This window comes from Streptomyces sp. NPDC038213 (genome assembly GCF_055600495.1).
In genome coordinates, this window is the sequence record NZ_JBVJYM010000021.1 from 1 (window position 1) to 26,245 (window position 26,245).

Sequence of the window (26,245 nt, forward strand, 5' to 3'; positions counted from 1 at the left end):
CGCTCAAACGAGCCGAGCATCGCAACGGGACACCACCCGCACCTGACACCGTCACCATCACTCGGCAGGACAGAACTTAAGTCACCAACATTGGGGCTAGGCCGTCTGACCGCCGCCGGGCGGCGCGCACCCGCCCCGCGGCGGCTCACCCTCCCGGGTGACGGGGCGCGCGCCGCCGCCCCGCGTTCTGCCAGGGTGTCGGTCCATGACCTCACTGCGGGTGGACATCGACCGCCTGACCCGGCTGTGGCAGTCCCTGGACACGTGCACGGCCTCCCTCGCCGAGGCCCGCCGCGGCCTCTCCCGGATCCGGGCGGACCAGCTGGGCACGGCGGAGCTGGACGAGGCCTGCGAGGCCTTCCAGGAACGCTGGGAGTACGGGGCCGGAGAGCTGACCGAGCGCATCGGCGAGGTCCGCGAGGGCGTACGCCTCAGCGCCGCCGAGTACGCCCGGCTGGAGGAAGCCCTGCGGGCGGCCTTCCGCGCCGCGGGACCGGTGCCGCGTGGCTGACGGCGGCGCGGCGGCGTACCCCGCGCTCGGCTGGGACCCGGCCCCCGGCTCCCCCGCGGCGGTGGACGCCCTGGCCGGCCGGCTGAAGACCTCCGCCGCGGCCCTCGGCGAGGCGTCCGGGGTCCTGGACCGGCTGCTCGGCGCGAGCGGGGCGTGGCAGGGCGAGGCGGCGACGGCCTTCCGCGCCTCCCTCTCGGAGGAGCTCCCCCGCTACCTGCGCACGGCCCACACCTCCCTCTCCCGCGCGGCGGCCCGGATGGCGGCGTGGCACGACACCCTCACGTCCCACCAGTCCCTGGCCCGCCGGTACGAGGCCCACGCGGCGGCCCTCCCCCCGGACGACCCCCAGGCCCTGGCCGACGTACGCCGCCTGGCCCGCGAACTCACGGAACAACACGCATCCGACGCCCGCCGCACCGCCCGCTCCCTCGAATCCACGGCGGAACGGCTGGCGCCGCGCGAGCCGGGGGTGGCGCGGCGCTTCGTCGACTGGCTGAAGGAGGACGCGGCGGACCCGTTCGCGGACTGGGCCGCCGTGGCCGGCTTCGCCGGGGTCCTCCTCGCGACGGCCTGCCCGCCGGTCGCCATCGGCCTCGTCCTCGTGGCGGGCGGCCTGAGCCTGGCGGCCCTGACGCTGCACCTGTCCGACCCGAAACTGCGGAAGTCCATTTCGGACGGCGTCACCAAGGGTGAATTCGACGCGGACTTCTGGAAGAGCACGGTCACGGTCCTGGGCGACGGCCTGGGCGCCATCCCCGGCATCGGCGCCCTCGCCACCGGCGCCAAGGCCGGAACAGCAGCCTTCCGCACGGCGGCCCTGATCCCGGAGTCCACGGCGATCGCGAACGTGGGGGCGGGGGTGCGGGAGGGTGCGCGGAGCACTTGGACGACTACGGCGGCTTTGCAGCAGGTCGAGAACCCGCTGACCCAGTGGGCTGTGCGGCGGATCGGGCCCGCATCCGAGGACGTGATCAAGTACGGCCTGCCTGGCACCGGAGCCGCGACAGGAATCGCCGGCATTACTTCCCTGGACAACAACTCGACCGTGGACGAGGTCTCCACAGGAGTGGACGGTACGCGCGCTGTCGTGGACGATGCCCCGACCGTCGCAGCCAAGACAGCACACATTTGGTCGGCGGTGACACGGTGACCACGAGCACTGTCGCAACCGATCAGTCTGTTTGGTTTCGTACTCCTCCAGGGTTCTGGGACGTAGTGCCCGAAGTCGGCGAGGAGCTGCCTCAGCTGCTAGCCGAGTGGCTGCCCACTGCGACGGCCACAGAGGCCCTCGCCGATGCACACCGGCTACTGGAGGCGTTCGCACAGCTTCATGCAGGCATGACGCACACGGCGATCGGGCTACACCCTGATGACGAAGACGGTGCCGTACTGTCGGTGCTCGCTTCCACCGTGCGCCCCAGCAGAATCCATGACCCGAAATTGGCCGTAGCACGGGCATCATTGGCCTTTTCAAGTAAGCCTCGCTGGGAGGCCTGCAGCGTTCGCCCTCTCGATCTTCCCTGCGCCACGCCAGCAGTTCTCATCTCCGGCATGGTGACAATCCTCGATCGCAGCGACCCCGTCTCGCTCTGCCATTCATGTGTCATTCTCTCGTACCCCGCCGGCGACCAAACACTCGCCCTCGACATTGCCAGCAGCGCAACCCAGCACGCGGATGCGTATGCCGACATCGTGGAAGCAATCGCGAGCACCGTGTCCTTCACTGACCCGTCGCCGCCTGCGGCAGAAGCTCACCAGACCAGCCAGTCACGCATCTTGGATGTGCTCGCATGACATCAACCCCGCGGCTCTGCAAAGCGGCTCTGGACCATGTCCCAACGCTGCGTGGCCTCAAACGCCTCAGACGTCGCCGGGCTGCGTGGGTCGCAGGGGCCATTGCCGTATCGCTTTCCACCGCCTCGCTGCTCAGCCTCTCCAACAAGCCGGTCAATGCCGTACTGGGCTGGCTTGCCGTATGCGGCCCGATGCTCTATGTCGCCGGAATGTACTTCTGCCGGTATCACCGGATGGCGGCCATCCTTGGTGCATACGAATGGCGCGAACACGATTGCCTCTATCCACCCCGCAACATGAACAGTCCCGCGTTGATCACCCTCGCGATCGACAACGATCAACCGGTCTACCGCCTGGTGCCCACTATCCCCGCCCTCGCCGAAAAGGAGAACGACCACCCCGACCGCATCTGGTTCGCCGGGGACCCCCGATACGGGGGCGTCGTGTCGCCCGTCGGCGGGCACTATCCCGTCCGTGTCGTGCCGCACGGCCATCGTGGAGAGGTGCCCCCCGCAGGGGACGAGGCGCTGGCGCGGCGGGTCGGGCTGGTGCGGCGGAGCGGGAAGGGGACGCAGACCTGAGGCGGCGCAGGCCTGGGGTGGGCGCGGGCCCAGGGCGGGCGCCAGCCGAGGAGGCGGCGTCCGGGCCGGGGTGGCCCGGTTGCGGCGTCAGGCCCGCCGCAGGCGTCGCCGCTCCTGTTCCGACAGCCCGCCCCACACCCCGAACCGCTCGTCATTGGCCAGCGCGTACTCCAGGCACGCCACCCGCCCCGCACACGCCCCGCACAACCGCTTCGCCTCGCGCACGGACGTCCCCGGCTCCGGGAAGAAGAACTCCGGCCCGGTCTGCGCGCACAGCGCCTCCGCCCGCCACCCCGTCGTGCGCCCCTGCGCCCCGCCCCGGGCATCGGCGGCGGACGGCCTCGTCGTCGTGTTCGTCAGCATGCCCGCGAGCATGCCGAACCGCGATATACGTCTGATGAACGCGCCCTCAACGCGCACATCCCGCACGACCGTGCGTTCAGTAACATGGACACATGAGCGACGGTCGCATCGAACGCGGAAACCAGACCCGCCGCCTGGTGCTGGAGCACACGACGGGCATCGCCTCGGCCGAGGGTCTGGAGGGCCTCTCCCTGGGCAAGATCTCCACGGATCTCGGCCTGAGCAAGAGCGGCGTCTTCGCCCTGTTCGGCTCGAAGGAGTCGCTCCAGGTCGAGACCGTCCGCGCGGCGGCCGGCGTCTTCGTCGAGCAGGTCGTGCGGCCGCTGCGCGGGCAGCCCGCGGGGGCGGCGAAGGCCTGGCGCCTGTGCGAGCTGTGGCTCGACTACTCGGCGCGCCGGGTGTTCCCCGGCGGCTGCTTCTTCTACGCGGCCTCGGCGGAGTTCGACTCCCGCCCCGGGCCGGTCCGCGACGAGATCGCGAAGGCCCGGCGGGACTGGGCGCGGTACGTGGAGCGGGTGCTGGACGAGGCCCGGCTGGCCGGCGGGTTCCCGGAGGATCTGGACGTCCCCCAACTCCGCTTCGAAATCACGGCGTTGATGGAGATGGCGAACGCCGAGTCGGTGCTGCACGGGGACGCCGCGCCGTACGGGCGGGCGGCCCGGGGGATCCTTTCCCGGCTGCGCGCCGAGGCGGCCGATCCGGGGAGTCTTCCGGAACGGCCGCCTGCGGGCAGCGGGTTCGGGGCGCGGACGCCCGCCGCCGGGTCCTGACCCCCGCCGGATCGGCTCCGCTTCAGCGCGCTGCCGGGACCGATCCGGGCGCGGAAGCCGGTACGCCGGGCGCGGAAGCCGGTACGCCGGCCCCGGCCGCCCCGCCCGCCGCCGTCCGGATCTCTGCCACGCGCCCCTCCGTTACGAACTCCACCGCCAGGGAGACGACTTCCGGGTCGGCGAGGATCCGGCGGTGGCCGAGTCCGCGGGTCTCGACCAGGCGGGCCCGCGGACCGTACGCGGCCGCGAGGGCCCGGGACTGTGCGGGTGCGGCCACGTCGTCGTCGGCGTCGTGGACGAGCAGTACGGGGACGGGGACCTCGTCGGGGCGGTGGACGGCGTCCAGGCGCTCCGGGATTCCGGCCTCGCCGGGGAGCACCACCCGCCCGATGTGCCCGTACAGCACCCGGCGGACCCGGCCGCCCAGCCGCAGCTGCGCACTGAACTGCTGGACGAGGTAGTCGAATTCGGCGATGCCGCCGATCGCCGCGACGCGGCCGGCCCGCACCCCGCTGCGCAGGGCGAAGAAGGTGGCGAGGACCCCGAGGGAGTGGGCCACGACCGCGCCGAACTCCCCCTCCTCGTCCTGCAGTCGGCGGATGATCTCGCGGATCTGCCGGAGGTTGAAGGCCCGCCCGCCGGATTCCCCGTGGCCCGGGGCGTCGTACGAGAGCACCGGGTGCCCCTGGGCGCGCAGGGCCGCCACCAGGGGTGCGAACCGCGAGGCGCGCGAGGTCCAGCCGTGCACGAGGAGGACGGGCCGGGGGCCCTCGCCCCACCGGTAGGTGACGACGGGGACGCCGTCCACGGTCAGGCGCCCCCTGCGGGCCCCGGCCATCACGTCCTCCTCCTCGCCGGGGCGCATGCCGACCCGGTGGAGGGGCCGGACGAAGAGTGCGAAGGCGGCCCTCCCGGTGAGCTTCGGCGCGACACGCGCGCCCGCGTTCAGGGCGGCGCTCAGGACGGGGACCAAGGGATGCATGCCGGGTCTCCAAATCTCCTCGGGAGGCGGATGCAAAAATGCTAGCACGACCGTTCGTGTTGTTTTAGGCCGACGAGAGCAGGGGCAGGGGGGCAGGGCACCGTACGGGCGGTGGCCGTCAGGCCTCGTGGTCCTCGTGCTTCGCGCGGCTCGGCTGCACGCGCTTCGGCTCCCCCGGCATCTTCGGGTGGTCCGGCGGGTACGGCATGTCCCCGAGCCCGCGGTCGTGCTCGTCGCGGTCGGCGAGCTCCAGGACGGCCTCCAGCGAGAAGGCGTGCTCGTCCATGTCCGCGTGTACGTCGCCCAGTTCGGCGAACCGGGCCGGCATGGTCACGATGTCGAAGTCGCGGGGTTCCGCCCGGTCCACCTCGTCCCAGCGCAGCGGGGCCGACACCGGCGCGTGCGGCCGCGGGCGCACGGAGTACGCGGAGGCGATGGTCCGGTCGCGGGCCGTCTGGTTGTAGTCGACGAAGATCCGCTCGCCGCGCTCCTCCTTCCACCAGGCCGTGGTGACCTCGCCCGGCATCCGGCGCTCCAGCTCCCGGCCGAGGGCGATGGCGCAGCGCCGGACCTCGGTGAAGGTCCAGCGCGGCGCGATCGGCACGAACACGTGCAGCCCGCGCCCGCCGGAGGTCTTGGGCCAGCCGCGCAGGCCGAGCTCCTCCAGGAGGGCGCGCAGCTCGTGGGCGGCGGCCACGGCGTGGTGGTAGTCCGTACCCGGCTGCGGGTCGAGGTCGATGCGCAGTTCGTCCGGGCGGTCGGTGTCGGCGCGGCGCACCGGCCAGGGGTGGAAGGTCAGGCAGCCGAGGTTGGCCGCCCACAGGACGGCCGCGGGCTCGGTGGGGCAGATCTCGTCGGCGGTCCGGCCGCTGGGGAAGGCGATGTGGGCGGTGGGGATCCAGTCGGGCAGGTTCTTCGGCGCCCGCTTCTGGAAGAAGGACTCGCCGGTCACCCCGTCGGGGTAACGCTCGAGGGTGGTCGGCCGGTCGCGCAGGGCGCGGGTGATGCCGTCCGCGACCGCGAGGTAGTACGAGGCCACGTCCAGCTTGGTCAGCCCCCGCTCGGGGAAGTAGACCTTCTCCGGGCTGGACAGCCGTACCGTCCGCCCGCCGGCGTCCAGTTCCACCGCAGTGCGCGCAGTACCCATGTGCGCCACGGTAGGCGCGACCGGGCCGCCCCGCCCGTCGGCGCCCGCCGCACCGCGCCGTACGCCGGGCGGGTCCGTACGCCGGGCGGGTCCGCGTCCCGCCTCGCAGAATCGGGGTATGGACCTCCCGGTGATGCCGCCCGTGAAACCGATGCTGGCCAAGTCCGCGGCCGCGATCCCGCCGGGCCCCGGCCTGCAGTACGAGGCCAAATGGGACGGGTTCCGCGCCATCGTGCACCGCGACGGGCCCGAGGTGGTCGTGGGCAGCCGCACCGGCAAGCCGCTGACCAGGTACTTCCCCGAGCTCGTGGCAGCGCTCCTGGCGAACCTGCCCGAGCGGTGCGTCGTGGACGGCGAGATCGTGATCGCGCACGGCGGCAGGCTGGACTTCGACCGGCTCACCGAGCGCATCCACCCAGCGGCCTCGCGGGTGGCCCTGCTCGCCGAGCGCACCCCCGCCAGCTTCGTCGCCTTCGACCTGCTGGCCCTCGGCGACCGGTCCCTGCTGGAGGCCCCGCTCTCCGAGCGTCGCGCGCAGCTGGCCGAGGCCCTGGGACCGGCCCGCCCGCCGGTCCACCTCGCACCCGCGACCACCGACGCGGACCTCGCCCGGGAGTGGTTCGAGGCCTACGAGGGCGCGGGGCTCGACGGGGTCGTCGCCAAGCGGCTCGACCTGCCGTACCGACCGGACGCCCGGATCATGGTCAAGGTCAAGCACGACCGCACGGCCGACGCGGTCGTGGCGGGCTACCGCCTCCACAAGAGCGGCCCGGTCGTCGGCTCGCTGCTCCTCGGCCTGTACGACGACGCGGGCGTCCTCCAGCACGTGGGCGTGTGCGCCGCCTTCCCCATGAAGCGCCGGGCCGAGCTCGTGGCGGAGCTGGAGCCGTTGCGGATGCCGGACGCCGCGGGCCACCCGTGGGCGGCCTGGACCGAGGAGTCGGCGCACGAGGGGGCGCGGCTGCCGGGGGCACCCAGCCGCTGGTCGGGCAAGAAGGACCTGTCCTGGGTCCCGCTGCGCCCGGAGCTGGTGGTCGAGGTCGCGTACGACCACATGGAGGGCGACCGCTTCCGCCACACGGCGCAGTTCCGGCGCTTCCGCCCGGACCGCACCCCGCAGAGCTGCACGTACGGCCAACTGGAGGAGGTCGTGGGCTACGACCTCGCGCAGGTGCTGGGTACGCCCGGCTGAGTGGGCGGGGCCGGTGCGAGCGGCCGGGGGCGGGTGGCGGGTCGTGGTGGCGGGCTGCGTGGGACGATCGCCGGGACCCGTTTTCCGCGCGTGCGCGGTACGCCGCGATACGCCGCGCTCCCGGAGGAGACCGTGACCGCTGCCGATGCCGCATCCGATGCCGACAGCACGGCCTGGCCCGGGGCCGGGTCCGGGTCCGAGCGGCCCGAGCGGGCCCGGCCCGCTGCCAACGCCGTGGTCGGGGTCGGGGTGGTGGTGGTCGGCCGGGACGGGCGGGTGCTGCTGGGGCAGGCCCACGACGGGCGCTGGGAGCTGCCCGGGGGCAAGACCGACCCGGGTGAGGGCTTCGCCGAGGCGGCCGCGCGCGAGCTGGCGGAGGAGACGGGGCTGCGGGCGCGGCCCGCGGACGTCAGGGTGCTGGCCGTACTGATCGGGGAGAAGGCGGGGATCGTACGGCTGACGGCGGCCGCGGTGACGGAGGCGGCGGCGGGCGAACCGCGCGTGACCGAGCCGGACAAGATCGTGCAGTGGCGCTGGTTCGCACCGGAGCAGATCCCGGAGGGGCTGTTCGGCCCCTCCGGGACGGTGCTGCGCACCTGGCGCCCGGACCTGCCGCTCCCCCGCACCGAGGTCCACTCCTACCGCGTGGCGGACGGCTGAGGGACGGGCGGCCGGGTCCCGCGGGCCCGCTCGTCCGGGGTACGAACCGCCGGGCCCGGCCCCCGCTCGGCTGCAAGCCACGGCCGGACGCCCGGGGGGCACGCTCGACCCCAGCCCACGGCCGGACCCGGGGCCACGCTCGGCCCCAGCCCAACGGCCGGACCCGGGGCCACGCTCGACCCCAGCCCACGGCCGGACCCGGGGCCACGCTCGGCCCCAGCCCACGGCCGGGGTCCTGCCCGACCCGCCCGTGGGGCCTGCGCTCAGGTGCGGGCCGCCGGGCGGGGTGCGAAGCCCTCGTCGCCCAGTTCCTCGGCGAGCAGCCGCTTGGCGATGGCGTCGGCGGCGGCGCGCAGTTCCGCGCTGCGGGGGCGGCCGCGGTCCTTCTCCAGCTGGTCGCCCAGCCAGTCCGCCCAGGCCTGGGAGATCACGGTCGCCTCGCGGGCCCCCGCCTCCGTGTGGGAGAAGTAGCTGCCCTCGCGGGAGAGGAACCCCTCCTCCACCATCCGGTCGAAGACCGGTACGAGCACTTCCGGCGGCATGGACCGGCGGGCCGCGATCAGCCCGAGCCCGGCGTGCCCGACGGTCCGGGTCATCAGCTCTACCTGCATGACGGCCCAGGCCCCGGCCGGGTCGAGTCGGGTGTCCGAGCCGGCGGTGATGGCGCGGGCCGTCTCCGGGCCCATCGTGCGGACGAGCTTGGCGACGGCGAGTTCGAGGAGTTTGGCGGAATCGCCCGTAGCCGCCGGGGAGGCGAAGCCCTCGCCCATGTCGGTGGAACCGGCCCGGGCGCTGTCGCGCAGCGGGACCTGCTTGAGGAAGAGGGCCACGAGGAAGCCGGCGGCGGCCACCGGTACGGTCCACAGGAACACCGTGTGCAGGGTGTCCGCGTACGCCTGCACGATGGGGCCGGCCTGTTCGGGCGTGAGCCCGTGCACCCCCTGCGGGCTGGACGCGGCCTTGGCGAGGGCGGTCGGGTCGGTGCCGGTGGTCCGCGCGGCGTCGGCCACGCCTGCGGCGAGGTTCGGTTCGAGGGTGTTGGCGTAGATGGTGCCGAAGACCGCCGTGCCGAAGGCGCTGCCGAGGGTGCGGAAGAAGGTCACGCCGGAGGTGGCGGTGCCGAGGTCGGCGTAGTCGACGGTGTTCTGCACGGCGATGGTCAGGACCTGCATGCACAGGCCGATTCCGGTGCCGAGCACGAACATGTACAGCGATTCGAGCCAGGGGCCGGTGCCGGGTCCCATCAGGGAGAGCAGGTAGAGGCCGACGGCCATGACCAGGCTGCCCGCGATGGGGAAGACGCGGTAGCGGCCGGTCTGGCTGGTGACGTTGCCGCTGAACACGGAGGCGATGAGCAGGCCGATGACGAGCGGGAGGGTCCGCACGCCGGAGACGGTGGCCGAGTCCCCGTCCACGTACTGGAGGTAGGTGGGCAGGAAGGTCATCGCGCCGAGCATCGCGAAGCCGACGATGAAGCTGAGCACCGAGCAGACGCCGAAGACGGGGTTGCGGAACAGCCGCATCGGCAGCATCGGTTCGGCCGCGCGGGTCTCCACCAGGCAGAACAGGGCGAGGGCCAGCAGGCCGCCGGCGAACAGGCCGACGATGACCCCGGAGCCCCAGGCGTACTCGTTGCCGCCCCAGCTCGTGGCCAGGATGAGGGCGCTGGAGCCCGCGGCGACCAGGGCGATGCCGAGGTAGTCGATGACGGGGCGGGACGCGGAGCGCACGGCGGGGATGGTGCGGGCGGCCGCGATGACGACGAGGACGGCGACGGGCACGTTGACGTAGAAGGCCCAGCGCCAGCTGAGGTGGTCGGTGAACAGGCCGCCGAGCAGGGGCCCGATGACGGTGGACACCCCGAAGACCGCGCCGATCGCGCCCTGGTACTTGCCGCGCTCGCGCAGCGGCACCACGTCCGCGATCAGGGCCATGGAGGTGACCATCAGGCCGCCCGCGCCGATGCCCTGGAGTCCGCGCCACAGGATCAGCAGGGTCATGTTGCCCGCGAGGCCGCAGAGGAACGAGCCCGTGATGAACACGACCGCGGAGATCTGGAAGATCAGTTTCCGGCCGAAGAGGTCGCCGAACTTGCCGACGATGACGGTCGCGACCGTCTCGGCGAGCAGGTACGAGGTGACGACCCAGGACATGTGCTCGGCGCCGCCCAGGTCTGCCACGATCGTCGGCAGGGCGGTGCCCACGATCGTCTGGTCGAGGGCGGCCAGCAGGACGCCGAGCATGATCGTCCCGAAGACGACGTTGCGCCGCCGCCGGTCCAGGACGGGCGGCGGCGCGGCAGCGGCGGGGCCCGGGGCACCGGACCGGGTGGTGGTCACAGTTCGCACTCTCACACCGCCGCGGGGGGTGCGCATGCGCCGCTGCGCCGTCCGGGTGGCGGTCCGCGGCCGTCAGCGCAGGTAGGCGAGGCCGGGGTGCTCCGCCGCGTACCGCTCCAGGAGGCGCCGGGCGACGCCCACCGAGTCCACCAGCGGGTGCAGGGCGAAGGCCTTGACGGCGGAGCGCCGCGATCCGCTCGCCGCGGCGGCGAGCACCTCCCGCTCCACGGCCTTCACGGCGGCCACCAGCCCCGCGGCGTGGTACGGCAGCGGGTCGGCCGGTTCGGGCCGGGCGCCCTTCGCGTCGACCCGGCAGGGCACCTCGATCACGGCCTCCGCGTCGAGGCCCGCCAGGGTGGTGCCGTTGCGCACGTTGAGGATCAGCGTGGTGCGCTCGTCCCGGGCGATGGCGCGCATCAGGGCGAGGGCGACCTGCTCGTACCCCCCGGACTCCAGGTCGCTCTCCTCGCGCTCGCCCGCGCCCGCCGCCTCGCGGTTCTCGGCCATGTACGTGGCCTCGCGCTCGGCCCGGGTCCGCTCCCAGGCGGCGAGGGCGGAGCCGCCGGGGGCGGCCGCCTCGGCATAGAACCGGGCCTGCTGCCCGTGCAGGAAGGCGCCGCGGGTCTGCTCCGCCTCCCGGTAGGCGCGCACGGCCTCGCGGTTGAAGTAGTAGTAGTGCAGGTACTCGTTGGGCACCGCGCCCAGGGACTGGAGCCACTCGGCGCCGAACAGCCGGCCCTCCTCGAAGGACTCCAGGAGCTGCGGGTCCGCGAGCAGCCGGGGCAGCTCGTCCCGCCCGTCCACGTGCAGTGCGCGGACCCAGCCGAGGTGGTTGAGGCCCACGTAGTCGATGCGGGCGCGGGCGGGGTCGGCGCCGAGCAGGCGGGCGATGCGGCGGCCGAGGCCGACCGGCGAGTCGCAGATCCCGATGACCCGCTCCCCCAGGTGGGCCGCCATCGCCTCGGTGACCAGGCCCGCGGGGTTGGTGAAGTTGATGACCCAGGCGTCGGGGGCGAGGCGGGCGGTCCGGCGGGCCAGCTCGACCGCGACGGGTACGGTCCGCAGGCCGTACGCGACGCCGCCCGCGCCGGTGGTCTCCTGGCCGAGCACCCCCTCGTCGAGCGCGATCCGCTCGTCCGCGGCCCGGCCGGCGAGCCCGCCGACGCGGATGGCGGAGAACACGAAGTCGGTGCCGCGCAGGGCCTCGTCGAGGTCCGCGGTGGCCGTGACCGCGGGGGCGTCGGGGACCCCCTCGGCCTGCTCGGCGAGCACGCGCGCGATGGCGCGCAGCCGGTCCGGGTCCTCGTCGTAGAGGGTCACCCGGTCGATGCGGCCCTCGCCGCGGTCGGCCAGCAGGGCTCCGTACACCAGCGGTACCCGGAACCCGCCCCCGCCGAGAATGGTCAGCCTCATGATCCAGCCCGCCCTTCTGCCCCGCACCCGCCCGGTGCGCTGAGCGCAGCGCACCGGCAGCCGGTGCCGCCACCGTGTCCGGCCCCCAGTCTGGCGCAGGGCCGCACGGCCCGGGCGGCCCTGTGGACAACGCGCCGCAGAGGCGCCGCAGGACGCCGCCGGGCGGGGCCGGCCCGCAAGCGGGCGGGGCTGCTACTCCCCGGACCTGCCGGCCTGCCCGGACCCCCCGGGCTCCCCCGGCGCCGGTACGGCGCGCAGCCGCCGGGAGGGCTGCGGCGGGATCCCGGGCGCGCCCGGGGGCAGGCCCTCGGGGATGCCCTGCGGGGCGGACAGCACGAGCGTGATCCGGGTGAAGCCCATGCCCTCCAGCATGGGTCCGGTCTCGGCGACCATGCGGCAGCGGGTGCGGCCCCAGCGCGGGTCCGGGTGCCGGACGGCGAGCACGGCGCCGTCGCTGCGGGCGGCGTCGGGGCCGTACGCGGCCAGCCAGTGCGGGACGCCGTAGCGGTACGCCGCCTCCATGAAGGGGTCGTGGGCGATCTCCCGGCGGATCCCGCCGAGCCCCGCGTCCTGCGGGTCCTGCTCCAGCGCGGCGGCGAACTGGGCGAGGAGCGGCACGCACCAGGACGGCTCGTGGTCCTCCAGCACGGCGGCGGCGTCGGGGTGGAACAGCACGAAGCGCAGGAAGTTGTCGTCCGGGAGGGCGGTGGGGTGCGGGCGCACGCTCTGGAACAGCCGGTCGAAGGCGGAGTTCGTCAGCGCCACGTCCCAGCGGTGGTCGATCAGGAAGGACGGGTACGGGACCGCCTCCATGAAGGCGGCGTAGTCGCGCAGGTAGTCGCGCTGGGCCGGGTCCTCGGGCAGCCGGCTGTCCTCCGCGGGGCGCCAGGACTGCGGCGGGTCGCGGTCCACGAGCACCCGGAACAGCCAGAAGCGCTGCCGGTCGTTCATCTCCAGGGCCTGGGCGAGCGCGAGCAGCTTGCGGTCGTTCCACTCCTTGACCAGGCCGCGCTCCCAGTTTCCGTACGCGCGCACGCTGATGCCGAGGCGCGCGGCGACGTCCTCCTGGCTCAGGCCCAGTTCCTCGCGGCGCTGCCGCAGGAGTGCCTTGCGGCGCTCCGACCGGACTGCTCCGCGTACGGGCTCTTCGCCCGCCAGGCGCTCCTGGCCGGACCGCGCGAGGACTTCGGCTTCACCCACGGCTGCGAGATGTGACACCGGGAGCTCCCCCTTCTCACGGTCTGCGATCTTCATTTCCGTGTGGCGATCCTGCTACCAGCGCAGAGACAGTGTCAACTATTGTGGCAATTCCAGCCTCGTGACACCTCATTCGCGCCACAGCTGTGGCAAGTTCTGGCCGTACGACGGGGAAGCGGCTAGCCTCCAGGGGCCAACCGCGTGCCCGTTCCAACCTCGCGTGATCTAGGAGAACCACTGGTGACAGACGGCTTCCCGGCTACCGTCCCAGTGGCCACCGGACCTCTGGCGGCCACTGCCGCACGCGTCGCCGAACTTGCGGGCAAGCTAGCAAGGCCCCAGGCCGAGGTCTTCGACCTGCGGCGACTTTCGGACGCTTCCGGCGTTCCGACCGAGGTCGTACGCGCCCTGCTCGACGGCCGCCCGGCGGGCGAACCCGACCTCCAGGCCCGCTTCCTTCAGCGCCTCGACCTGCTGCGCCGCACCCGGGTCAAACCCAACGGCCGCCGCTACACCCAGCAGGAGATCGCCGACGGGGCGGGCATGTCCCGGCAGCAGGCCGGCGCCCTCATCAACGGCGACCGACGGCCCACAATGGAGCACTGCGACGCGATCCAGCGCTTCTTCGGGGTCCACGCCGGTTTCCTGACGGCCCACGACGCGGACGCGCTGACGGACGCCCTCCAGCGCACCGAGCAGCAGCTCCTCCAGGACTTCGCGGCCCGCGAGCGGGAGACCGTACCGCCGGATCCGGCGGCCTCGGACCCGCTGGCGCGGCTGCTCCAGGACCACGGGGTGCGCGGGATCGCCTGGCGGGCCGCACAGCTCCCCACCGACAAGCACCGGGACAAGGTGACCGAATGGCTGGACATGCTGCTTGAAAGCGTCAAACCCACTGACTCCTGATCCGGTCGCGAGACGGGATCCGAGAGTGAGTGCGAGAGTGTCCGATCCGGATCCGCGCCGACGGGGAGAACGGTGAGCATAGGCAGAGAGCAGCGGCGGCTGTGTTCGGAGCTGGTGGCCGGTATCCGGCTGCCCGCACCGGCGGAACCCGGGGACCTCTACGCCGCCCTGTGCGAGGGCATGAGCCGCCACCGCGGGCGCCCCGTGCAGTTCCGCATGGCGCCCTTCCCCCCGGGGACGGCGAGCGGCCTGTGGCTGGACATGGCGGACCGCGACCTCGTCGTCATCGAGGAGCGCACGGCACCCGACCACCAGCTGGTGATCCTCGGGCACGAGCTGTGGCACATGAAGGCCGGCCACTGCAGCCACCACGTCGACGGCGCCGCCGTCGCCGCCCGGCTGCTCTCGGACGAGGCGGACCTCAGCGAGACGGTCCGCAGCGTCGCGGCCCGCACCCGCGCCGACGTCTCGGAGGAGACCGAGGCCGAGACCTTCGGGCTGCTCCTGGGCAGCAAGTGCCGGGCCTGGCTGGGCGGCTCGGCGGGCCGGACCCCGGCGCGCGAGGGGCTGGCCGGCCGCATCGAGGCCTCGCTCGGCTACCGAGGGCCCCGGGCCTGAACCAGTGAACGGCAACGGCAACCAGTGAACGGCGAGGACTACTACATCCCCGCGGCGGCGCTCTGGGCCTCCCTGGCCTTCAAGGTCCCCGCGCTGCGCCGCAACTGGCGCGATCCACTCCTGCGGGCCGTCTGCGCCCTGCTCACCCTGGCCGGGGCGGTGTTCGCCTTCGCCGCCCCGCCGACGATCGCCGCGGTCAACCGCTTCACGGGCATCCCCAACTTCTCCGCCCCGCTGGTGTACTGCCTGATCAGCGCCTTCAGCGCGTCCTGCCTCATCCTGATCGTGAACTGGCGCGGCGGATCGCCGGAGCGCACCCGGCAGGTCTCGCGCCGGTGGATCTCCTGCTACAGCGCGGTCATCGTGGCCCTGGTCGTGCTCTTCGCCCTGGGCGAGGCGCCCGAGGAGCGGCTGCGCGACCTCGACACGTACTACGCCCGGACGCCGTACATCCGGGAGATGATCGTCCTCTACCTGGCCGCCCACAACGTCGCCGCCATCGTCATGGTGGCGATGTGCTGGCGCTGGGCCCGCCAGGTGCACGGCTGGCTGCGGACGGGCCTCGTGATCATCGTCGTCGGCTACCTGTTCAACCTGAGCTACGACATCACGAAGTTCGCCGCCATCGGCGGCCGCTGGGCCGGCCGCGACTGGGACTGGCTGAGTACCGACGTGGCCCCTCCCCTGGCCTCCCTCGGCGCCCTCGTCAGCTCGGTCGGGTTCATCGTCCCGCTGGTGTGCCAGCGCGCCGCGGACAGCTGGCACACCTGGGCGACGTACCGGCGGCTCGGGACGCTCTGGCGCGAACTGCGCACCGTCGCCCCCGCCGGGGTCCCCGGGGTCCGGATCGCGTGGTGGTCGCCCGCGGACCTGCGCGTCACCCAGCGCGAATCGGACATCCACGACGGGTTCCTGAACATCGCGCCCTACTTCGACACGGCACTGCACTCCCGGGCCTACGGACAGGCCCTCACGTCCGGCACGGACGAGGACACGGCGCGGACCGTGGCGGACGCGGCCATGGTGACCGCCGCCATCCGGGCCCGGGCCTCGGCAGGCAACGGCGACCCCCTAGATTCAAGCCGGGATCAGCAGCATTATCCGGTCATCCGACCGCGTGACCTCGTGCAGATCTCACGCGCATTGCGCCATTCGCCTGTAGTAGCAGCAGTCCGCCGAGAAGCGGCCAGTTCAGAGAGCGGCCCCCGATGAGCAATCCCACCAGCACATACCGTTCCGGACGCCACGCCGTCGTCATCGGCGGCGGCCTCACCGGGATGCTGGCCGCAGCCGCCCTGAACCCGCACATGGACACCGTGACGGTCCTGGAGCGCGACGCCCTCCCGGCAGGCCCCCACGCGCGCAAGGGCCTGCCCCAGGCGCACCACGCGCACCTGCTCTGGTCCGGCGGGGCCCGCGCGATCGAGGAGCTGGTGCCGGGCACCACCCGGCGCTGGCTCGACCGCGGCGCCCGCCGGGTGCCGCTGCCCACCGGCCTGGTGTCGATGTCCGCGAGCGGCTGGTTCCGGCGCTGGCCGGAGATGCAGTTCCTGATCACCTGCAGCCGGGACCTGCTGGACTGGGTGGTCCGCGAGGAGGTCGCGGCCCGGCCCGGCGTCGAGGTGCTCGACCGCGTGGAGCTGCTGGCCCTCGAAGGGGACGGCAACCGCGTCACCGGGGTGCGGATCCGCACCGCCGGCGGCGGTGAGCGGGCCGTCGGCGCCTCGGTCGTCGTGGACGCCAGCGGCCGCGGCTCGCGCGCCCCCCAGTGGCTGGCCGGGCTGGGGTTCACCGACGAGATCCGCGAGGAACGGGTCGACTCGGGCCTCGCTTATGCCAGCCGCATTTTCCAGGCCCCGCCCGGCACCGGGGACTTCCCGGTCGTCAACGTCCAGTCCGACCCCCGGGTCCCCGTCCCCGGCCAGACCGCCACCATCATGCCCCTCGAGGACGGCCGCTGGCTGGTCACCCTCTCGGGCACCCGCGGCGGGCAGCCCGGCTCCGACGCGGAGGAGTTCGAGGCCTTCGCCCGGGGCGTCCGCGACCCGATCGTCGGGGAGCTCATCTCCCACGCCAAGCCGCTGACCGACGTGGTCGTGACCCGCAGTACGGTCAACCGGCGCCGGTACTACGAGAAGTCCAAGCGGTGGCCGGAGGGCTTCGTCGTCATCGGCGACGCCGTCGCCACCTACAACCCCGTCTACGGGCACGGCATGTCGGTGGCCGCCCAGGGCGTGCTGGCACTGCGCGACCGGCTCGCCGGCGCCGGGCCCGACCGCCCGGGCTGGGCCCTAGGGGTCCAGCGGGCGGTGGGCCGCCCGGTCGCCACGGCCTGGGACCTCGCCGTCGGGCAGGACATCCTGTACCCGGGGGCGGTCGGCAAGCAGCCGCCCGCCGCCTCGAAGGCCCTGCGCCGGTACATGGACCGCCTGATGCTGACCGCCCCGGGGCGCCCCCTCGTCACGCGCACCCTCTTCGACGTCATGACCCTGTCCGCGCCGCCGCACGCCCTGCTGCGGCCCGAGGTGGTCCTCGCCGTGGCCCGCGGCCCCAAGCGGCCACCGCTCGACGGGCCCCCGCTGACGGAGGCCGAACTGGAGTTCACCAAGCGGACCGACATCCAGCCCTGACGCGCGGACGGGCCGCCTCCGCCCGGCATGCACTGCCGGGGGAAGCGGCCCGCCGGCGGGCGCGGAAGGCCCGCCGCCGCGCAGGGGGCAGGACGCCGCGGGGGGGGATCAGGACTCCGCGGTCCCCGGCACCGCCCCCGGGAACAGGTCCGCGAACGGCGCCGCCGAGTCCAGGCCGTCGCGGCCGAACGGGGCGTCGAGGCTCCAGACCAGGAACAGCAGGAAGACGATCAGGGCGCTGAACAGGCCGGCGAGCAGCAGCTCCCGGCTGGAGCGGCGGATCTGGAGGGTGAAGATCAGCCCGACGGTCACCAGCGCCCCGGTGAGCAGGCCGAACCACACCACCCCGGGCAGCGTGGTCGCATCGCTCTGCGTGCGCGCGTGCCGGGCGTCGTCGGCGGTCGCGACCTGGTCCAGGATCGGCTGGTAGGCCTGGGCCTGGAGTTCGGTGGCGGGGGCCTGGTGGGTGACGTCGCTGCGCAGGGCCGCGAGGAGCACGGCGCCCTTCTGCGAGGGCGGCTCGTCGGCCGTCATGCGCGGCCAGTCGACCGTGACGGTGTGGGCCACGTAGTCGTCGACCTTGCCGCGGATCCGGTCGCGGACCTCCGCCGGGTAGACGTCGGCGCGCTGGGTGACCTCGTACAGGGCCTGGGCCTCACGGCGAACGCTGTCCTCGGCCGCGCCGCGGGCCTCCCACACGCCCGCGATGGCGAGGCCGAGCACGATCGCGTACACCACTCCGACCATCATCGTCATGTACTCGATGACGTCGGGGGTTTCGCTGGTGTCCTCGTCCTCGGAGACCCTGCGCTGGCGCAGGACCGTGATGCCGAAGACGAGGGCGCAGCTGAGGGCCATGGCGAGGGCCAGGACCATCCATTCGGACACGAGGGGACTCCCGTCGGGCTTGTCGTCGTACGGGCGTCCGGCGCGGTGGGCCGGAGCGCGGTGGGCTGGGTGGGCCGGAACCGGAGGGTCCGCGGGCGCGGGGGCGGCAGGCGGCGGGGCGCCGGCCGTCACCCGCGGCCCTGTCCGCCAAGATCCGGAAGAGACGGCCTAGCGGCTCTTGCCGCGGGGCCGCAGGCTCGCGGCCGCGAGCACGGCGGGGGTGGTGACCACGAACATCAGCCGCATCGTGGACAGCCCGCCCGCGTCCCGGCGCTGGAGGGCCGCCGAGCGGTAGGGCCGGACCCGGAAGCCCGCCGGGGCCGCCCGGACCGGGGCGGGCGCCGCCAGCGCGGCCGCGGGTACGGGGGCCGGTCCGGGCCGGGGTGCGGCGGGGGCGGGCGCATCGGGCGGCGGGGGCGGTACGGGCGGCGGCACCCGGGGCTGCATCCGGCGCAGGACCCGCGGTACGGCGGGCGCGGACGGCCGCACGGCGGGCGGGACCGCCGGGGGCGGGACGGCGGGCGGTACGAAGGGCGGCGCCACGGCGGCCGGAGGCACGGCGGCGGGCGGCGCCGGGACGGCGGGCGCGCAGGGCACCCCGGCCGGGACACCGGGACCGGCCCCCGGCCGCCCGTACCCCGTCCCGCGGCCGGAATCCGGGCGGCCGGTCCCGCGCGGCTCCCGCACACCCGGTAAGGCCCCGGCCGCGGACGCCCCGGGCGCGGTCCCGCTCCAGGCGGCGACGACCGACCCGTCCTCACCCGTGAGCACCGCTCCCATGCTCCCGCCGCCGGCCGCGCCACCGGCACCCGGCCGCCCGGACGACTGCCAGGCGGCCACCCCGGGTCGCCCGGCCCCTTCCGCTCCCCCGTACCCGCCGCCCGCCCGGAGCGCGCCGACGCAGGCCCCGAGGGCCCCGTCCCCGTCGTGCGCGACGGTGACGTCCGGGCCCGCGGCGGCCGGCGGGACGGGCTGGGCGGCGGCGTCCGCGGCGGCGGGCAGCGGGCAGACCAGGGCCGCCAGCCCCGCTCCGGCGAGGTACCGCCACGACGTCACCATGTGCCCTCCCTGGCGCAGCGGGGCGCACCACGGCGTGGGCGGCTCCCCCGAGGGAAAACGATCAACCGGCGGAATCGATACGCCTGCGGGCCCGCGGAGCCCCTCACCCGGTCGGTCCAGCCACCGCGGCGCCCGCGTCCGCCCCGGCGAATACTGGGGGCCAGGCCCAGCCGAGGAGACTGCCGCATGGAACCCGAAGCACCCCCCGGCGGACGGAAGTTCACCTTCCCCAGTGCGCTCACCGTCCTCGCGCTGGTCACCGTCGCCGTCTGGGCGCTCGCCTTCCTGATCCCTTCGGGCACCTACGAGCGCGACGACAGCGGCGCCCCCGTCCAGGGCACGTACCACCGCGTGCCCTCCGGCCAGAGCTTCACCGACCGGCTGAACGACCTGTTCCTCTCCCCGGTCAACGGCCTCTACGGCATCCAGGACGAGAAGACCGGCCTGGTCGGCCCCGGCCTGACCGGCTCCCTGTACGGAGCGGCCGGGGTCTTCCTGTTCGTGCTGGCCATCGGCTCCTTCATCACGGTCGTGTTCGCCACGGGCGCCCTGGACCGCGGGATCGCCCGGCTCGCGCACCGGCTGCGCGACCGCGGCGCGCTGCTGATCGCCGGGGTGATGCTGGCCTTCTCCGTGCTGGGCACGGTCGAGGGGTTCGCCGAGGAGACCCTCGGCTTCTACGGGCTGCTCGTCCCGATGATGCTGGCGCTCGGCTACGACCGGATGGTGGCGGTGGGCGCGTCCATCCTCGGCGCGGGCATCGGAGTGCTGTGCTCCACGGTCAACCCGTTCGCGACGGGCGTGGCCTCGGCCGCGGCGGACATCTCGCTGGGCGACGGGATCGCGCTGCGCTTCGTGATGTGGGCGGTGCTGACGGCCGTGACCATCGCGTACGTGATCCGGTACGCGAGACGGGTGCAGAAGGACCCGGCGCGCTCGCTGTGCGGGTTCCTCCCCGGGGACCGCGAGCAGGCGGCGGCCGGGGCGGGCGAGGAGCCGGAGCTGACCCGGCTGCACAAGACCGTGCTCGTGCTCCTGGTCCTGGTGTTCGCCTTCATGATCTTCTCGGTGGTGCCCTGGGCGAGCGCGCTGACCGGGAACGCGGACGCGGCCCCGTACTCCTGGGAGCTGGACTGGTCCTTCCCGCAGCTGGCCGCGCTCTTCCTGGTGGCGGCGGTGCTGGTGGGGCTGGTGGCGCGGATGGGAGAGCAGAAGCTCAGCGGCACGATCATCGCGGGGGCCGCGGACTTCATCTCCCCGGCCCTGGTGATCCTGCTGGCCCGCGGGGTCACCGTGATCATGAACAACTCGAAGGTCACGGACACCGTCCTGCACTCCATCGAGGGGGTGGTGAAGGGGACCTCGTCCGGGGTCTTCGCCGTGATCGTCTTCGTGGTGAACCTGCCGCTGGCCTTCCTGATCCCCTCCACCTCGGGGCACGCCACCCTCGCCATGCCGATCCTGGCCCCGCTCGCGGACTTCGCGGGGGTCTCGCGGGCGCTGGTGGTGACGGCCTGGCAGGCGGCCAGCGGCTGGATGAACCTGTGGGTGCCGACCACGGCCGTGACCATCGGCGGCGTGGCCCTGGCCAAGGTCGGCTACGACAAGTACCTGCGCTTCGTCTGGCCCCTGCTGGCCATCCTGTTCGTCCTGATCTGCGGGTTCCTGGTCCTGGGCGCGGCCCTGTGAGTCCCGCGCCCGGCCCGCTCAGCCCTCGGCGCGCTGGGTGACCGGGGCGCTGGACTCGTCGCCCAGGAACTCGTACCACCGGCGCTGCAGGCACAGGTAGCGCGTGTCGGCCTCGGCGAGGGCGAGGAAGGAGTCCACGGTGGCCCCGAGCCGCTCCCGCAGCCCGGCGTCGGACAGCTGCCCGTCCGGCCCGAAGGCGGCATGGGCCTGGGCCAGGCTGAACATGTCGGGGTAGACGCGGGCGCCGAGGTGCTCCAGCGGGACGCGCAGGGCCCACAGCCCGCGGTTGCCGCCGACCATCGACGGCGAGGCGGACACCAGCAGGGTCTGCTTGTCCTTGAAGGGCTGCGGCCGGAAGCGGGAGACCCAGTCCACGGCGTTCTTCAGCACCCCCGGCACGGAGGCGTTGTACTCGGGCGAGGCGATGACCAGCGCCTGCGCCGCGAGCAGCCGCTCGCGCAGCGCCCCCGCCCCGGCCGGCGGCCCCTCGGCCGCCTCCTCGTCCCCGTCGTAGGTCGGCATCTCGAACTCGCGGATCCCGGCCAGGTCCACGACGGCCCCGGACCGCTCCACCTGCGCGGCGACCAGCGCGGCCAGCCGGGCGTTGACGGACCCTTCCCGGGAGGACCCGGCCAGCACCAGCACCCGCAGCGCCCCGCCCTCGACCACGCCGCCGTCCCCGCTCACACCAGAGGTCTCACTCATCCCCCGGACGCTACGCGCCCCCGCCGCCCCCTCCCACCGACCCGGCCGCAGATACGCGAAAAGCCCCTCGAAAGGGGCTTTTCCTGTGGTGTCCGAGGGGGGACTTGAACCCCCACGCCCGATAAAGGGCACTAGCACCTCAAGCTAGCGCGTCTGCCATTCCGCCACCCGGACTAGGTGGTCGGCCCCGGTTTCCCGCGGCGACATGGACAACAATACCAGGCCTCCGCGGGGGTCCCGCACCACATTTACTGAGGTCAGGTGGCTGCGCCGGTCTTGTTCTGGTGGACCCAGTCGGCGTTGTCCTGCCATCCGTACAGCGTGTGGCCGTCCAGGTACGCGTAGTAGATGCCGCAGCGGGCGGTGCTGCGGGTGCGGGCATCGGTGGGGAACCAGGCGGCCGACAGGGCCGGGGGCTTGGCGGGGGCGGCGGCGGGGGTGCAGCCCTCGGGGAGTTCGCCGCGGGCCAGGGTGGCCTTCAGGAGGCGGTCGCCGCCGGTGGTCTTCATCGCGTACTCGACGCCGGTGGCGTCGTCGGGGAGCCAGCGGGGGACGGAGGCGCGGGCCTCCTTGGCCGCGGCGCCGCTCGCGTACGAGGAGGCCTCGTCGTGGCGGCCCTCGTACCACTCCTTGGCGGCGGGTACGGCGACCAGGGCGGCCAGGCCGACGGCGGTGGCCGCTCCGGCGGCGGTGAGGGCGAGGGTGCGGGCGCGGGCGTTCATGGGGGTCGGCTCCTGGGGCGTACGCGGTCGTTCGGTCTCCCTCCATGCTCGGCGGGACGGACCGGACAAACGTCCGTCCCGGGGACCAAAGCGCGTACGACTCAGGCAGCACCCCGCGGGGCCCGCGCTACGGGCAGCGGATGACCTGGCCCGCGTAGGAGAGGTTGCCGCCGAAGCCGAAGAGGAGGACGGGGGCGCCGGTGGGGACCTCGCCGCGCTCGACCAGCTTGGACAGGGCCATGGGGATGGAGGCGGCGGAGGTGTTCCCGGAGTCGACCACATCGCGGGCGACGACGGCGTTCACGGCGCCGATCCGCGCGGCGAGCGGTTCGATGATGCGCAGGTTGGCCTGGTGCAGGACCACGGCGGCGAGGTCCTCGGGGGTGAGCCCGGAGCGCTCGCAGACCTGCCGGGCCAGGGCGGGCAGGCGGCTGGTGGTCCAGCGGTACACGGACTGGCCCTCCTGGGCGAAGACCGGCGGGGTGCCCTCGATGCGCACGGCGTGCCCCATCTCCGGGACGGACCCCCACAGCACGGGCCCGATGCCGGGCTCCTCGCCGGCCTCGACCACGGCGGCGCCCGCCCCGTCGCCGGTGAGCACGCAGGTGGTGCGGTCGGTCCAGTCGGTGATCTCCGTCATCTTGTCCGCGCCGATGACGAGGGCGCGGGTGGCGGAGCCGGCCCGGATCGCGTGGTCGGCGGTGGCCAGGGCGTGCGTGAAGCCCGAGCAGACCACGTTGATGTCCATGACGGCGGGCGAGCCCATGCCGAGCTTGGCGGCGACGCGGGCGGCCGTGTTCGGGGAGCGGTCGATGGCCGTGGAGGTGGCCACCAGCACCAGGTCGATGTCGGCGGGGCTCAGCCCGGCCGACGCCAGCGCCTTGCCCGCCGCCTGCGCGGCCAGCTCGTCCACCGGCTCCTCGGGCCCCGCCACGTGCCGGGTCTTGATCCCGACCCGGGACCGGATCCATTCGTCGCTGGTGTCGACGAGCCCGGCGAGGTCCTGGTTGGTGAGGACCTTGGCGGGCTGGTAGTGACCGAGCGCGACCACGCGTGAACCCGTCATGGGCGGTTTACCCCCTCGTGCGGCAGTCATGACCCCCCAGCTTTGCCTGCTACCGACCGGTACAAGGGCGCGTGATCCCACAGGTTCGGCCGGTCTTCTTTGGAGATTCCCGAGGGTCGCCCCGGTCCGCCGGGGGGTCCGCGGGCGCGCGCGTACGGGTGCGTGAGAATGGGGGCGTCGAGAACCGAGCACGGGCGGGCGGAGCAGTATGGGACGGGTCACCGAACGCCGTCGGATCGTACGCATCGAGGACGGGAAGGTCAGCCGCCGGCCGGACACCCTGGTCGCCGAGGAGCCGCTGGAGATCCGGCTGAACGGCAGACCCCTGGCCATCACCATGCGCACCCCGGGCGACGACTTCGCGCTCGCCGCCGGGTTCCTGGTCAGTGAGGGCGTGCTCGGGCGGGCGGACGAGCTGCAGTCGATCGTGTACTGCGCGGGGGCCGCCGAGGACGGCACGAACACCTACAACGTGGTCGACGTGAAGCTCGCCCCCGGGGTGCCGGTGCCGGACATCTCGCTGGAGCGCAACGTCTACACGACCTCGTCCTGCGGGCTGTGCGGGAAGGCCAGCCTGGACGCCGTCCGGACGGCCACCCGCTTCCCGGGGGCCGCGGCGGACCCGGTGCGCCTCGGCCCGGAGCTGCTGGCGGAGCTGCCGGACCGGCTGCGCGCCGGCCAGCGGGTCTTCGACCGTACGGGGGCGCTGCACGCGGCTGCGCTGTTCGACTCCGCGGGCGCGCTGGTCGACGTACGGGAGGACGTGGGCCGGCACAACGCCGTGGACAAGATCGTGGGCCGGGCCCTGCAGGAGGGGCGGCTGCCGCTGGCCGGCAGTGTGCTGATGGTGTCGGGGCGGGCCTCGTTCGAGCTGGTGCAGAAGGCCGTCATGGCGGGGATCCCGGTGCTCGCCGCGGTGTCCGCGCCGTCCTCCCTGGCCGTGGACCTGGCCCTGGAGTCGGGTATGACGCTGGTCGGCTTCCTGCGGGGGTCCTCGATGAACGTGTACGCGGGAGAGCACCGGGTGCTGGGCACGGGAGCGGAGCTCCCGCAAGCCTGAGCGCGTACGCGGCTACGGGTACGGGGGCTGGACGCGCACCCGGGCGGACCGCCCCCGTGCGGTCAGCCGCGGCGGGAGCGGGAGCGGCGGGACGCCCTGGCGGCGCGCTCGGCGCGGGCCGCCGCGCGCGGGGTGCGGGACTCCACCGGGGGCTCGACGACCTGGAGCTCCAGCGCGGCCGGGGGCGGCGCCACACCGGGGCCGCCCGCCTCGGCCCAGGCCGCGATCTCGTCGGTGCTCGCATCGTCCAGCGCCCAGCCGATCCAGGTGGCGCGGCCGCCCCGGCCCCGGCCCTCCCCAGAGGGCTGGACCACGATCACGTTGGCCTGGGCGCAGGGCCCCAGGCAGTCGCTGGTACGGACCGTGAACCGGCCCCCGGAGCCGGCCGCGGCGGCCTCCAGCCGGGCCAGCTGCCAGGCGTGGTCCGTACCGGGGTTCTTGCGGGCGCTGCCGCAGCAGCAGCCGCGGCAGACGACGAGGGTGCAGGGGCGGTGCGCCGCGGTGGGCCGTATCCAGGTCACCCCGGAACGCTATCGGCCCCGGTGATCAACTTCGCCCGGCGGGCACCGAGACCTGCGCCACACCCCGAACGGGCAGGGGGTCCCGGGCGCGGCGGCGGGCGATGACCGCGCAGACCATCAGCTGCATCTGGTGGAAGAGCATCAGCGGGAGCACGGCCAGGCCCGCGTGCGCCCCGAACAGCACGCTGGCCATGGGCAGTCCGGCGGCAAGGCTCTTCTTGGAGCCGGCGAACTGCACGGCGATCCGGTCCTCCCGCCCGAAGCCGAGGCGCGGGGCCCCGTACCAGGTCAGGGCGAGCATCGCGGCCAGCAGGACGGCCTCGACGAGGAAGAGGGCGCCGAGCCGGGCGGGGCTGACCTGCTGCCAGATCCCGGCCGCCACGCCCGCACTGAAGGCGCTGTAGACGACGAGGAGGATCGAGCCGCGGTCCACGTAGCCGAGGACCTTCTTGTGCCGGGCCAGGAAGCCGCCGACCCAGCGGCGCAGCAGCTGGCCCGCGAGGAAGGGCGCCAGCAGCTGGAGGACGATCTTGAGGAGGGAGTCGAGGGAGAATCCGCCGGCGCCCGAGCCGAGCAGGAGGGCGGCGAGCAGCGGGGTGAGCAGGATCCCGGCGAGGCTGGAGAAGGAGCCGGCGCAGATGGCCGCGGGGACGTTGCCGCGGGCGATCGAGGTGAAGGCCACGGAGGACTGGATGGTGGACGGCACCAGGCACAGGAACAGCAGCCCCTGGTAGAGCGGCGGGGTGAGCACCGCGGGCACCAGCAGGCCGGCCAGCAGGCCGAGCGCCGGGAACACCAGGAAGGTGCAGGCCAGCACGGTGGTGTGGAGCCGCCAGTGGCGCAGCCCGTCGAGGGCCTCGCGGGTGGAGAGGCGGGCCCCGTAGAGGAAGAAGAGCAGGGTCACGGCCGCGGTGGCGGCGCCCTGCGCGGTCCCCGCGGCCTGGCCGCGGGCGGGCAGGAGCGCGGCGAGGGCGACGGTGGCGAGCAGCGCCAGGACGAAGGGGTCCACGGGTATCCGCAGCCGCCGACGCGGACGGGGACCCGGACGCGGGCCGGTCCGCGGGCGCACGCGGGGGCGGGGGCCGGTCGTGCGGGGGGCGGGGGCAGGGACAGGGCCGGGGGTTGGACCAGAACCAGGGGCAGGGGCAGGGGCAGGGCCGGGGGTTGGACCAGAGCCAGAGCCAGGGGCAGGGGCAGGGCCGGAGTCGGGCGCAGGCCCAGGGGCAGGACCAGGGCCAGGGGCGGGGCCGGGGCCAGGGGCAGGGGGACGGGGCATCTGGTCACGTGCTCTCGGTGCGGCGGGGCGGAGTGGCGCGGGCGGGGTGGGCGGCCCCCGGGTCCGGCGCGGTTCGTTCCATCCTGCGGGGCGGGGCGCCATCGGGAAACCCGTACACCCTTCTGACTGTCATCACGCAGCGCGATATGCGGGGCT

Annotated in this window: 26 protein-coding genes and 1 tRNA gene; 13 read left to right on the forward strand and 14 right to left on the reverse strand. The window is 74.1% G+C overall.

Annotated features, from left to right (window positions below; genetic code table 11):
• Positions 1-205 precede the first annotated feature (205 nt).
• Genes ACZ7JZ_RS24895 through ACZ7JZ_RS24910 form a run of 4 tightly spaced genes read left to right on the forward strand, consistent with a single transcriptional unit; the run spans position 206 to position 2,886 of the window.
• Complete coding sequence (locus ACZ7JZ_RS24895; protein ID WP_470942983.1) at positions 206-511, forward strand: hypothetical protein; 306 nt, start codon at positions 206-208, stop codon at positions 509-511.
• Positions 504-1,661 (forward strand): WXG100 family type VII secretion target, encoded by a 1,158-nt coding sequence (locus ACZ7JZ_RS24900; RefSeq protein ID WP_470942985.1) that lies wholly within the window; start codon positions 504-506, stop codon positions 1,659-1,661. Before ACZ7JZ_RS24895 ends, ACZ7JZ_RS24900 begins: the two co-directional genes overlap by 8 nt.
• The gene (locus ACZ7JZ_RS24905; protein WP_470942986.1) at positions 1,658-2,305 is read left to right on the forward strand and encodes a hypothetical protein; all 648 of its coding nucleotides are present in this window, start codon (positions 1,658-1,660) and stop codon (positions 2,303-2,305) included. The genes ACZ7JZ_RS24900 and ACZ7JZ_RS24905 overlap by 4 nt, the downstream gene beginning before the upstream one ends.
• Positions 2,302-2,886 carry a hypothetical protein gene (locus tag ACZ7JZ_RS24910; protein ID WP_470942988.1) on the forward strand — a complete coding sequence of 195 codons (585 nt, stop codon included), beginning with the start codon at positions 2,302-2,304 and terminating at the stop codon, positions 2,884-2,886. Before ACZ7JZ_RS24905 ends, ACZ7JZ_RS24910 begins: the two co-directional genes overlap by 4 nt.
• 87 nt (positions 2,887-2,973) lie before the next feature.
• Here the strand turns inward: ACZ7JZ_RS24910 and ACZ7JZ_RS24915 are convergent, their stop codons facing one another.
• A complete protein-coding gene (locus tag ACZ7JZ_RS24915) occupies positions 2,974-3,249 on the reverse strand; it encodes a WhiB family transcriptional regulator (protein WP_470942989.1) in 276 nt (91 codons plus the stop codon).
• A gap of 92 nt (positions 3,250-3,341) precedes the next feature.
• On the opposite strand from ACZ7JZ_RS24915, the gene ACZ7JZ_RS24920 reads away from it, so the two are divergent.
• Complete coding sequence (locus ACZ7JZ_RS24920) at positions 3,342-4,019, forward strand: TetR/AcrR family transcriptional regulator (RefSeq protein WP_470942990.1); 678 nt, start codon at positions 3,342-3,344, stop codon at positions 4,017-4,019.
• Between the two features lie 22 nt (positions 4,020-4,041).
• On the opposite strand, the gene ACZ7JZ_RS24925 is transcribed toward ACZ7JZ_RS24920, so the two are convergent.
• Together ACZ7JZ_RS24925 and ligD are read right to left on the reverse strand one after the other, a co-directional pair.
• Entirely contained in the window at positions 4,042-5,001 is a 960-nt protein-coding gene (locus ACZ7JZ_RS24925) for an alpha/beta fold hydrolase (protein ID WP_470942992.1), read from the reverse strand.
• 118 nt (positions 5,002-5,119) lie between these two features.
• Positions 5,120-6,148, reverse strand: coding sequence for a non-homologous end-joining DNA ligase (gene ligD, locus ACZ7JZ_RS24930; RefSeq protein ID WP_470942993.1), 1,029 nt, complete (start codon positions 6,146-6,148; stop codon positions 5,120-5,122).
• Positions 6,149-6,266: 118 nt separating this feature from the next.
• Between ligD and ACZ7JZ_RS24935 the strand changes: the two genes are divergently transcribed.
• A complete protein-coding gene (locus ACZ7JZ_RS24935) occupies positions 6,267-7,340 on the forward strand; it encodes an ATP-dependent DNA ligase (RefSeq protein ID WP_470942995.1) in 1,074 nt (357 codons plus the stop codon).
• A gap of 132 nt (positions 7,341-7,472) precedes the next feature.
• The gene (locus ACZ7JZ_RS24940; RefSeq protein ID WP_470942997.1) at positions 7,473-8,000 is read left to right on the forward strand and encodes an NUDIX domain-containing protein; all 528 of its coding nucleotides are present in this window, start codon (positions 7,473-7,475) and stop codon (positions 7,998-8,000) included.
• A 263-nt stretch (positions 8,001-8,263) separates the two neighbouring features.
• Here ACZ7JZ_RS24940 and ACZ7JZ_RS24945 read toward each other — a convergent pair whose 3' ends face one another.
• From ACZ7JZ_RS24945 to ACZ7JZ_RS24955, 3 genes are all read right to left on the reverse strand, one after another.
• Positions 8,264-10,375, reverse strand: coding sequence for an MDR family MFS transporter (locus tag ACZ7JZ_RS24945; protein ID WP_470942999.1), 2,112 nt, complete (start codon positions 10,373-10,375; stop codon positions 8,264-8,266).
• A gap of 36 nt (positions 10,376-10,411) precedes the next feature.
• Complete coding sequence (locus tag ACZ7JZ_RS24950; RefSeq protein WP_470943001.1) at positions 10,412-11,752, reverse strand: 6-phospho-beta-glucosidase; 1,341 nt, start codon at positions 11,750-11,752, stop codon at positions 10,412-10,414.
• 192 nt (positions 11,753-11,944) lie between these two features.
• Positions 11,945-12,970, reverse strand: coding sequence for a helix-turn-helix domain-containing protein (locus ACZ7JZ_RS24955; protein ID WP_470943003.1), 1,026 nt, complete (start codon positions 12,968-12,970; stop codon positions 11,945-11,947).
• 219 nt (positions 12,971-13,189) lie between these two features.
• On the opposite strand from ACZ7JZ_RS24955, the gene ACZ7JZ_RS24960 reads away from it, so the two are divergent.
• From ACZ7JZ_RS24960 to ACZ7JZ_RS24975, 4 genes are all read left to right on the forward strand, one after another.
• Positions 13,190-13,855 carry a helix-turn-helix domain-containing protein gene (locus ACZ7JZ_RS24960; protein ID WP_470943005.1) on the forward strand — a complete coding sequence of 222 codons (666 nt, stop codon included), beginning with the start codon at positions 13,190-13,192 and terminating at the stop codon, positions 13,853-13,855.
• A gap of 72 nt (positions 13,856-13,927) precedes the next feature.
• Positions 13,928-14,473 carry a toxin-antitoxin system, toxin component gene (locus ACZ7JZ_RS24965; protein WP_470943006.1) on the forward strand — a complete coding sequence of 182 codons (546 nt, stop codon included), beginning with the start codon at positions 13,928-13,930 and terminating at the stop codon, positions 14,471-14,473.
• Positions 14,474-14,497: 24 nt separating this feature from the next.
• On the forward strand, positions 14,498-15,685 hold the full coding sequence (locus ACZ7JZ_RS24970; RefSeq protein ID WP_470943008.1) for an MAB_1171c family putative transporter: 1,188 nt from the start codon (positions 14,498-14,500) through the stop codon (positions 15,683-15,685).
• On the forward strand, positions 15,682-17,103 hold the full coding sequence (locus tag ACZ7JZ_RS24975) for an NAD(P)/FAD-dependent oxidoreductase (RefSeq protein WP_470943009.1): 1,422 nt from the start codon (positions 15,682-15,684) through the stop codon (positions 17,101-17,103). The genes ACZ7JZ_RS24970 and ACZ7JZ_RS24975 overlap by 4 nt, the downstream gene beginning before the upstream one ends.
• 108 nt (positions 17,104-17,211) lie before the next feature.
• Here ACZ7JZ_RS24975 and ACZ7JZ_RS24980 read toward each other — a convergent pair whose 3' ends face one another.
• Positions 17,212-17,991 (reverse strand): bestrophin-like domain, encoded by a 780-nt coding sequence (locus tag ACZ7JZ_RS24980; protein ID WP_470943010.1) that lies wholly within the window; start codon positions 17,989-17,991, stop codon positions 17,212-17,214.
• Between the two features lie 168 nt (positions 17,992-18,159).
• On the reverse strand, positions 18,160-19,050 hold the full coding sequence (locus ACZ7JZ_RS24985) for a hypothetical protein (RefSeq protein ID WP_470943012.1): 891 nt from the start codon (positions 19,048-19,050) through the stop codon (positions 18,160-18,162).
• Between the two features lie 186 nt (positions 19,051-19,236).
• On the opposite strand from ACZ7JZ_RS24985, the gene ACZ7JZ_RS24990 reads away from it, so the two are divergent.
• On the forward strand, positions 19,237-20,739 hold the full coding sequence (locus ACZ7JZ_RS24990; protein WP_470943013.1) for a YfcC family protein: 1,503 nt from the start codon (positions 19,237-19,239) through the stop codon (positions 20,737-20,739).
• A gap of 18 nt (positions 20,740-20,757) precedes the next feature.
• On the opposite strand, the gene ACZ7JZ_RS24995 is transcribed toward ACZ7JZ_RS24990, so the two are convergent.
• The 4 genes from ACZ7JZ_RS24995 to ACZ7JZ_RS25010 form a co-directional block, all read right to left on the reverse strand.
• Entirely contained in the window at positions 20,758-21,444 is a 687-nt protein-coding gene (locus tag ACZ7JZ_RS24995) for an NADPH-dependent FMN reductase (RefSeq protein WP_470943015.1), read from the reverse strand.
• A gap of 86 nt (positions 21,445-21,530) precedes the next feature.
• Positions 21,531-21,618, reverse strand: a tRNA-Leu gene (locus ACZ7JZ_RS25000).
• A gap of 83 nt (positions 21,619-21,701) precedes the next feature.
• Positions 21,702-22,166, reverse strand: a complete 465-nt coding sequence (locus ACZ7JZ_RS25005; RefSeq protein WP_470943017.1) for a hypothetical protein — start codon at positions 22,164-22,166, stop codon at positions 21,702-21,704.
• A 127-nt stretch (positions 22,167-22,293) separates the two neighbouring features.
• Positions 22,294-23,232 carry a beta-ketoacyl-ACP synthase III gene (locus tag ACZ7JZ_RS25010; RefSeq protein WP_470943018.1) on the reverse strand — a complete coding sequence of 313 codons (939 nt, stop codon included), beginning with the start codon at positions 23,230-23,232 and terminating at the stop codon, positions 22,294-22,296.
• A 208-nt stretch (positions 23,233-23,440) separates the two neighbouring features.
• Here ACZ7JZ_RS25010 and fdhD point away from each other — a divergent pair, with 208 nt between their 5' ends.
• Positions 23,441-24,292 carry a formate dehydrogenase accessory sulfurtransferase FdhD gene (gene fdhD / locus ACZ7JZ_RS25015; RefSeq protein ID WP_470943020.1) on the forward strand — a complete coding sequence of 284 codons (852 nt, stop codon included), beginning with the start codon at positions 23,441-23,443 and terminating at the stop codon, positions 24,290-24,292.
• A gap of 62 nt (positions 24,293-24,354) precedes the next feature.
• On the opposite strand, the gene ACZ7JZ_RS25020 is transcribed toward fdhD, so the two are convergent.
• Together ACZ7JZ_RS25020 and ACZ7JZ_RS25025 are read right to left on the reverse strand one after the other, a co-directional pair.
• Positions 24,355-24,813, reverse strand: coding sequence for a (2Fe-2S) ferredoxin domain-containing protein (locus tag ACZ7JZ_RS25020; protein WP_470943022.1), 459 nt, complete (start codon positions 24,811-24,813; stop codon positions 24,355-24,357).
• 25 nt (positions 24,814-24,838) lie between these two features.
• Complete coding sequence (locus ACZ7JZ_RS25025; protein ID WP_470943161.1) at positions 24,839-25,828, reverse strand: bile acid:sodium symporter family protein; 990 nt, start codon at positions 25,826-25,828, stop codon at positions 24,839-24,841.
• Positions 25,829-26,245: the final 417 nt, after the last annotated feature.

What these genes read in the sequence shown, in the direction of transcription:
- ACZ7JZ_RS24895 (WP_470942983.1), top strand. Translation starts at nt 206, where the DNA reads ATGACCTCACTGCGGGTGGACATCGACCGCCTGACCCGGCTGTGGCAG.
- ACZ7JZ_RS24910 (WP_470942988.1), top strand. Translation starts at nt 2,302, where the DNA reads ATGACATCAACCCCGCGGCTCTGCAAAGCGGCTCTGGACCATGTCCCA.
- ACZ7JZ_RS24915 (WP_470942989.1), bottom strand. Translation starts at nt 3,249, where the DNA reads ATGCTGACGAACACGACGACGAGGCCGTCCGCCGCCGATGCCCGGGGC.
- ACZ7JZ_RS24920 (WP_470942990.1), top strand. Translation starts at nt 3,342, where the DNA reads ATGAGCGACGGTCGCATCGAACGCGGAAACCAGACCCGCCGCCTGGTG.
- ACZ7JZ_RS24925 (WP_470942992.1), bottom strand. Translation starts at nt 5,001, where the DNA reads ATGCATCCCTTGGTCCCCGTCCTGAGCGCCGCCCTGAACGCGGGCGCG.
- ligD (WP_470942993.1), bottom strand. Translation starts at nt 6,148, where the DNA reads ATGGGTACTGCGCGCACTGCGGTGGAACTGGACGCCGGCGGGCGGACG.
- ACZ7JZ_RS24935 (WP_470942995.1), top strand. Translation starts at nt 6,267, where the DNA reads ATGGACCTCCCGGTGATGCCGCCCGTGAAACCGATGCTGGCCAAGTCC.
- ACZ7JZ_RS24945 (WP_470942999.1), bottom strand. Translation starts at nt 10,375, where the DNA reads ATGCGCACCCCCCGCGGCGGTGTGAGAGTGCGAACTGTGACCACCACC.
- ACZ7JZ_RS24950 (WP_470943001.1), bottom strand. Translation starts at nt 11,752, where the DNA reads ATGAGGCTGACCATTCTCGGCGGGGGCGGGTTCCGGGTACCGCTGGTG.
- ACZ7JZ_RS24975 (WP_470943009.1), top strand. Translation starts at nt 15,682, where the DNA reads ATGAGCAATCCCACCAGCACATACCGTTCCGGACGCCACGCCGTCGTC.
- ACZ7JZ_RS24985 (WP_470943012.1), bottom strand. Translation starts at nt 19,050, where the DNA reads ATGGTGACGTCGTGGCGGTACCTCGCCGGAGCGGGGCTGGCGGCCCTG.
- ACZ7JZ_RS24990 (WP_470943013.1), top strand. Translation starts at nt 19,237, where the DNA reads ATGGAACCCGAAGCACCCCCCGGCGGACGGAAGTTCACCTTCCCCAGT.
- ACZ7JZ_RS24995 (WP_470943015.1), bottom strand. Translation starts at nt 21,444, where the DNA reads ATGAGTGAGACCTCTGGTGTGAGCGGGGACGGCGGCGTGGTCGAGGGC.
- ACZ7JZ_RS25005 (WP_470943017.1), bottom strand. Translation starts at nt 22,166, where the DNA reads ATGAACGCCCGCGCCCGCACCCTCGCCCTCACCGCCGCCGGAGCGGCC.
- ACZ7JZ_RS25010 (WP_470943018.1), bottom strand. Translation starts at nt 23,232, where the DNA reads ATGACGGGTTCACGCGTGGTCGCGCTCGGTCACTACCAGCCCGCCAAG.
- fdhD (WP_470943020.1), top strand. Translation starts at nt 23,441, where the DNA reads ATGGGACGGGTCACCGAACGCCGTCGGATCGTACGCATCGAGGACGGG.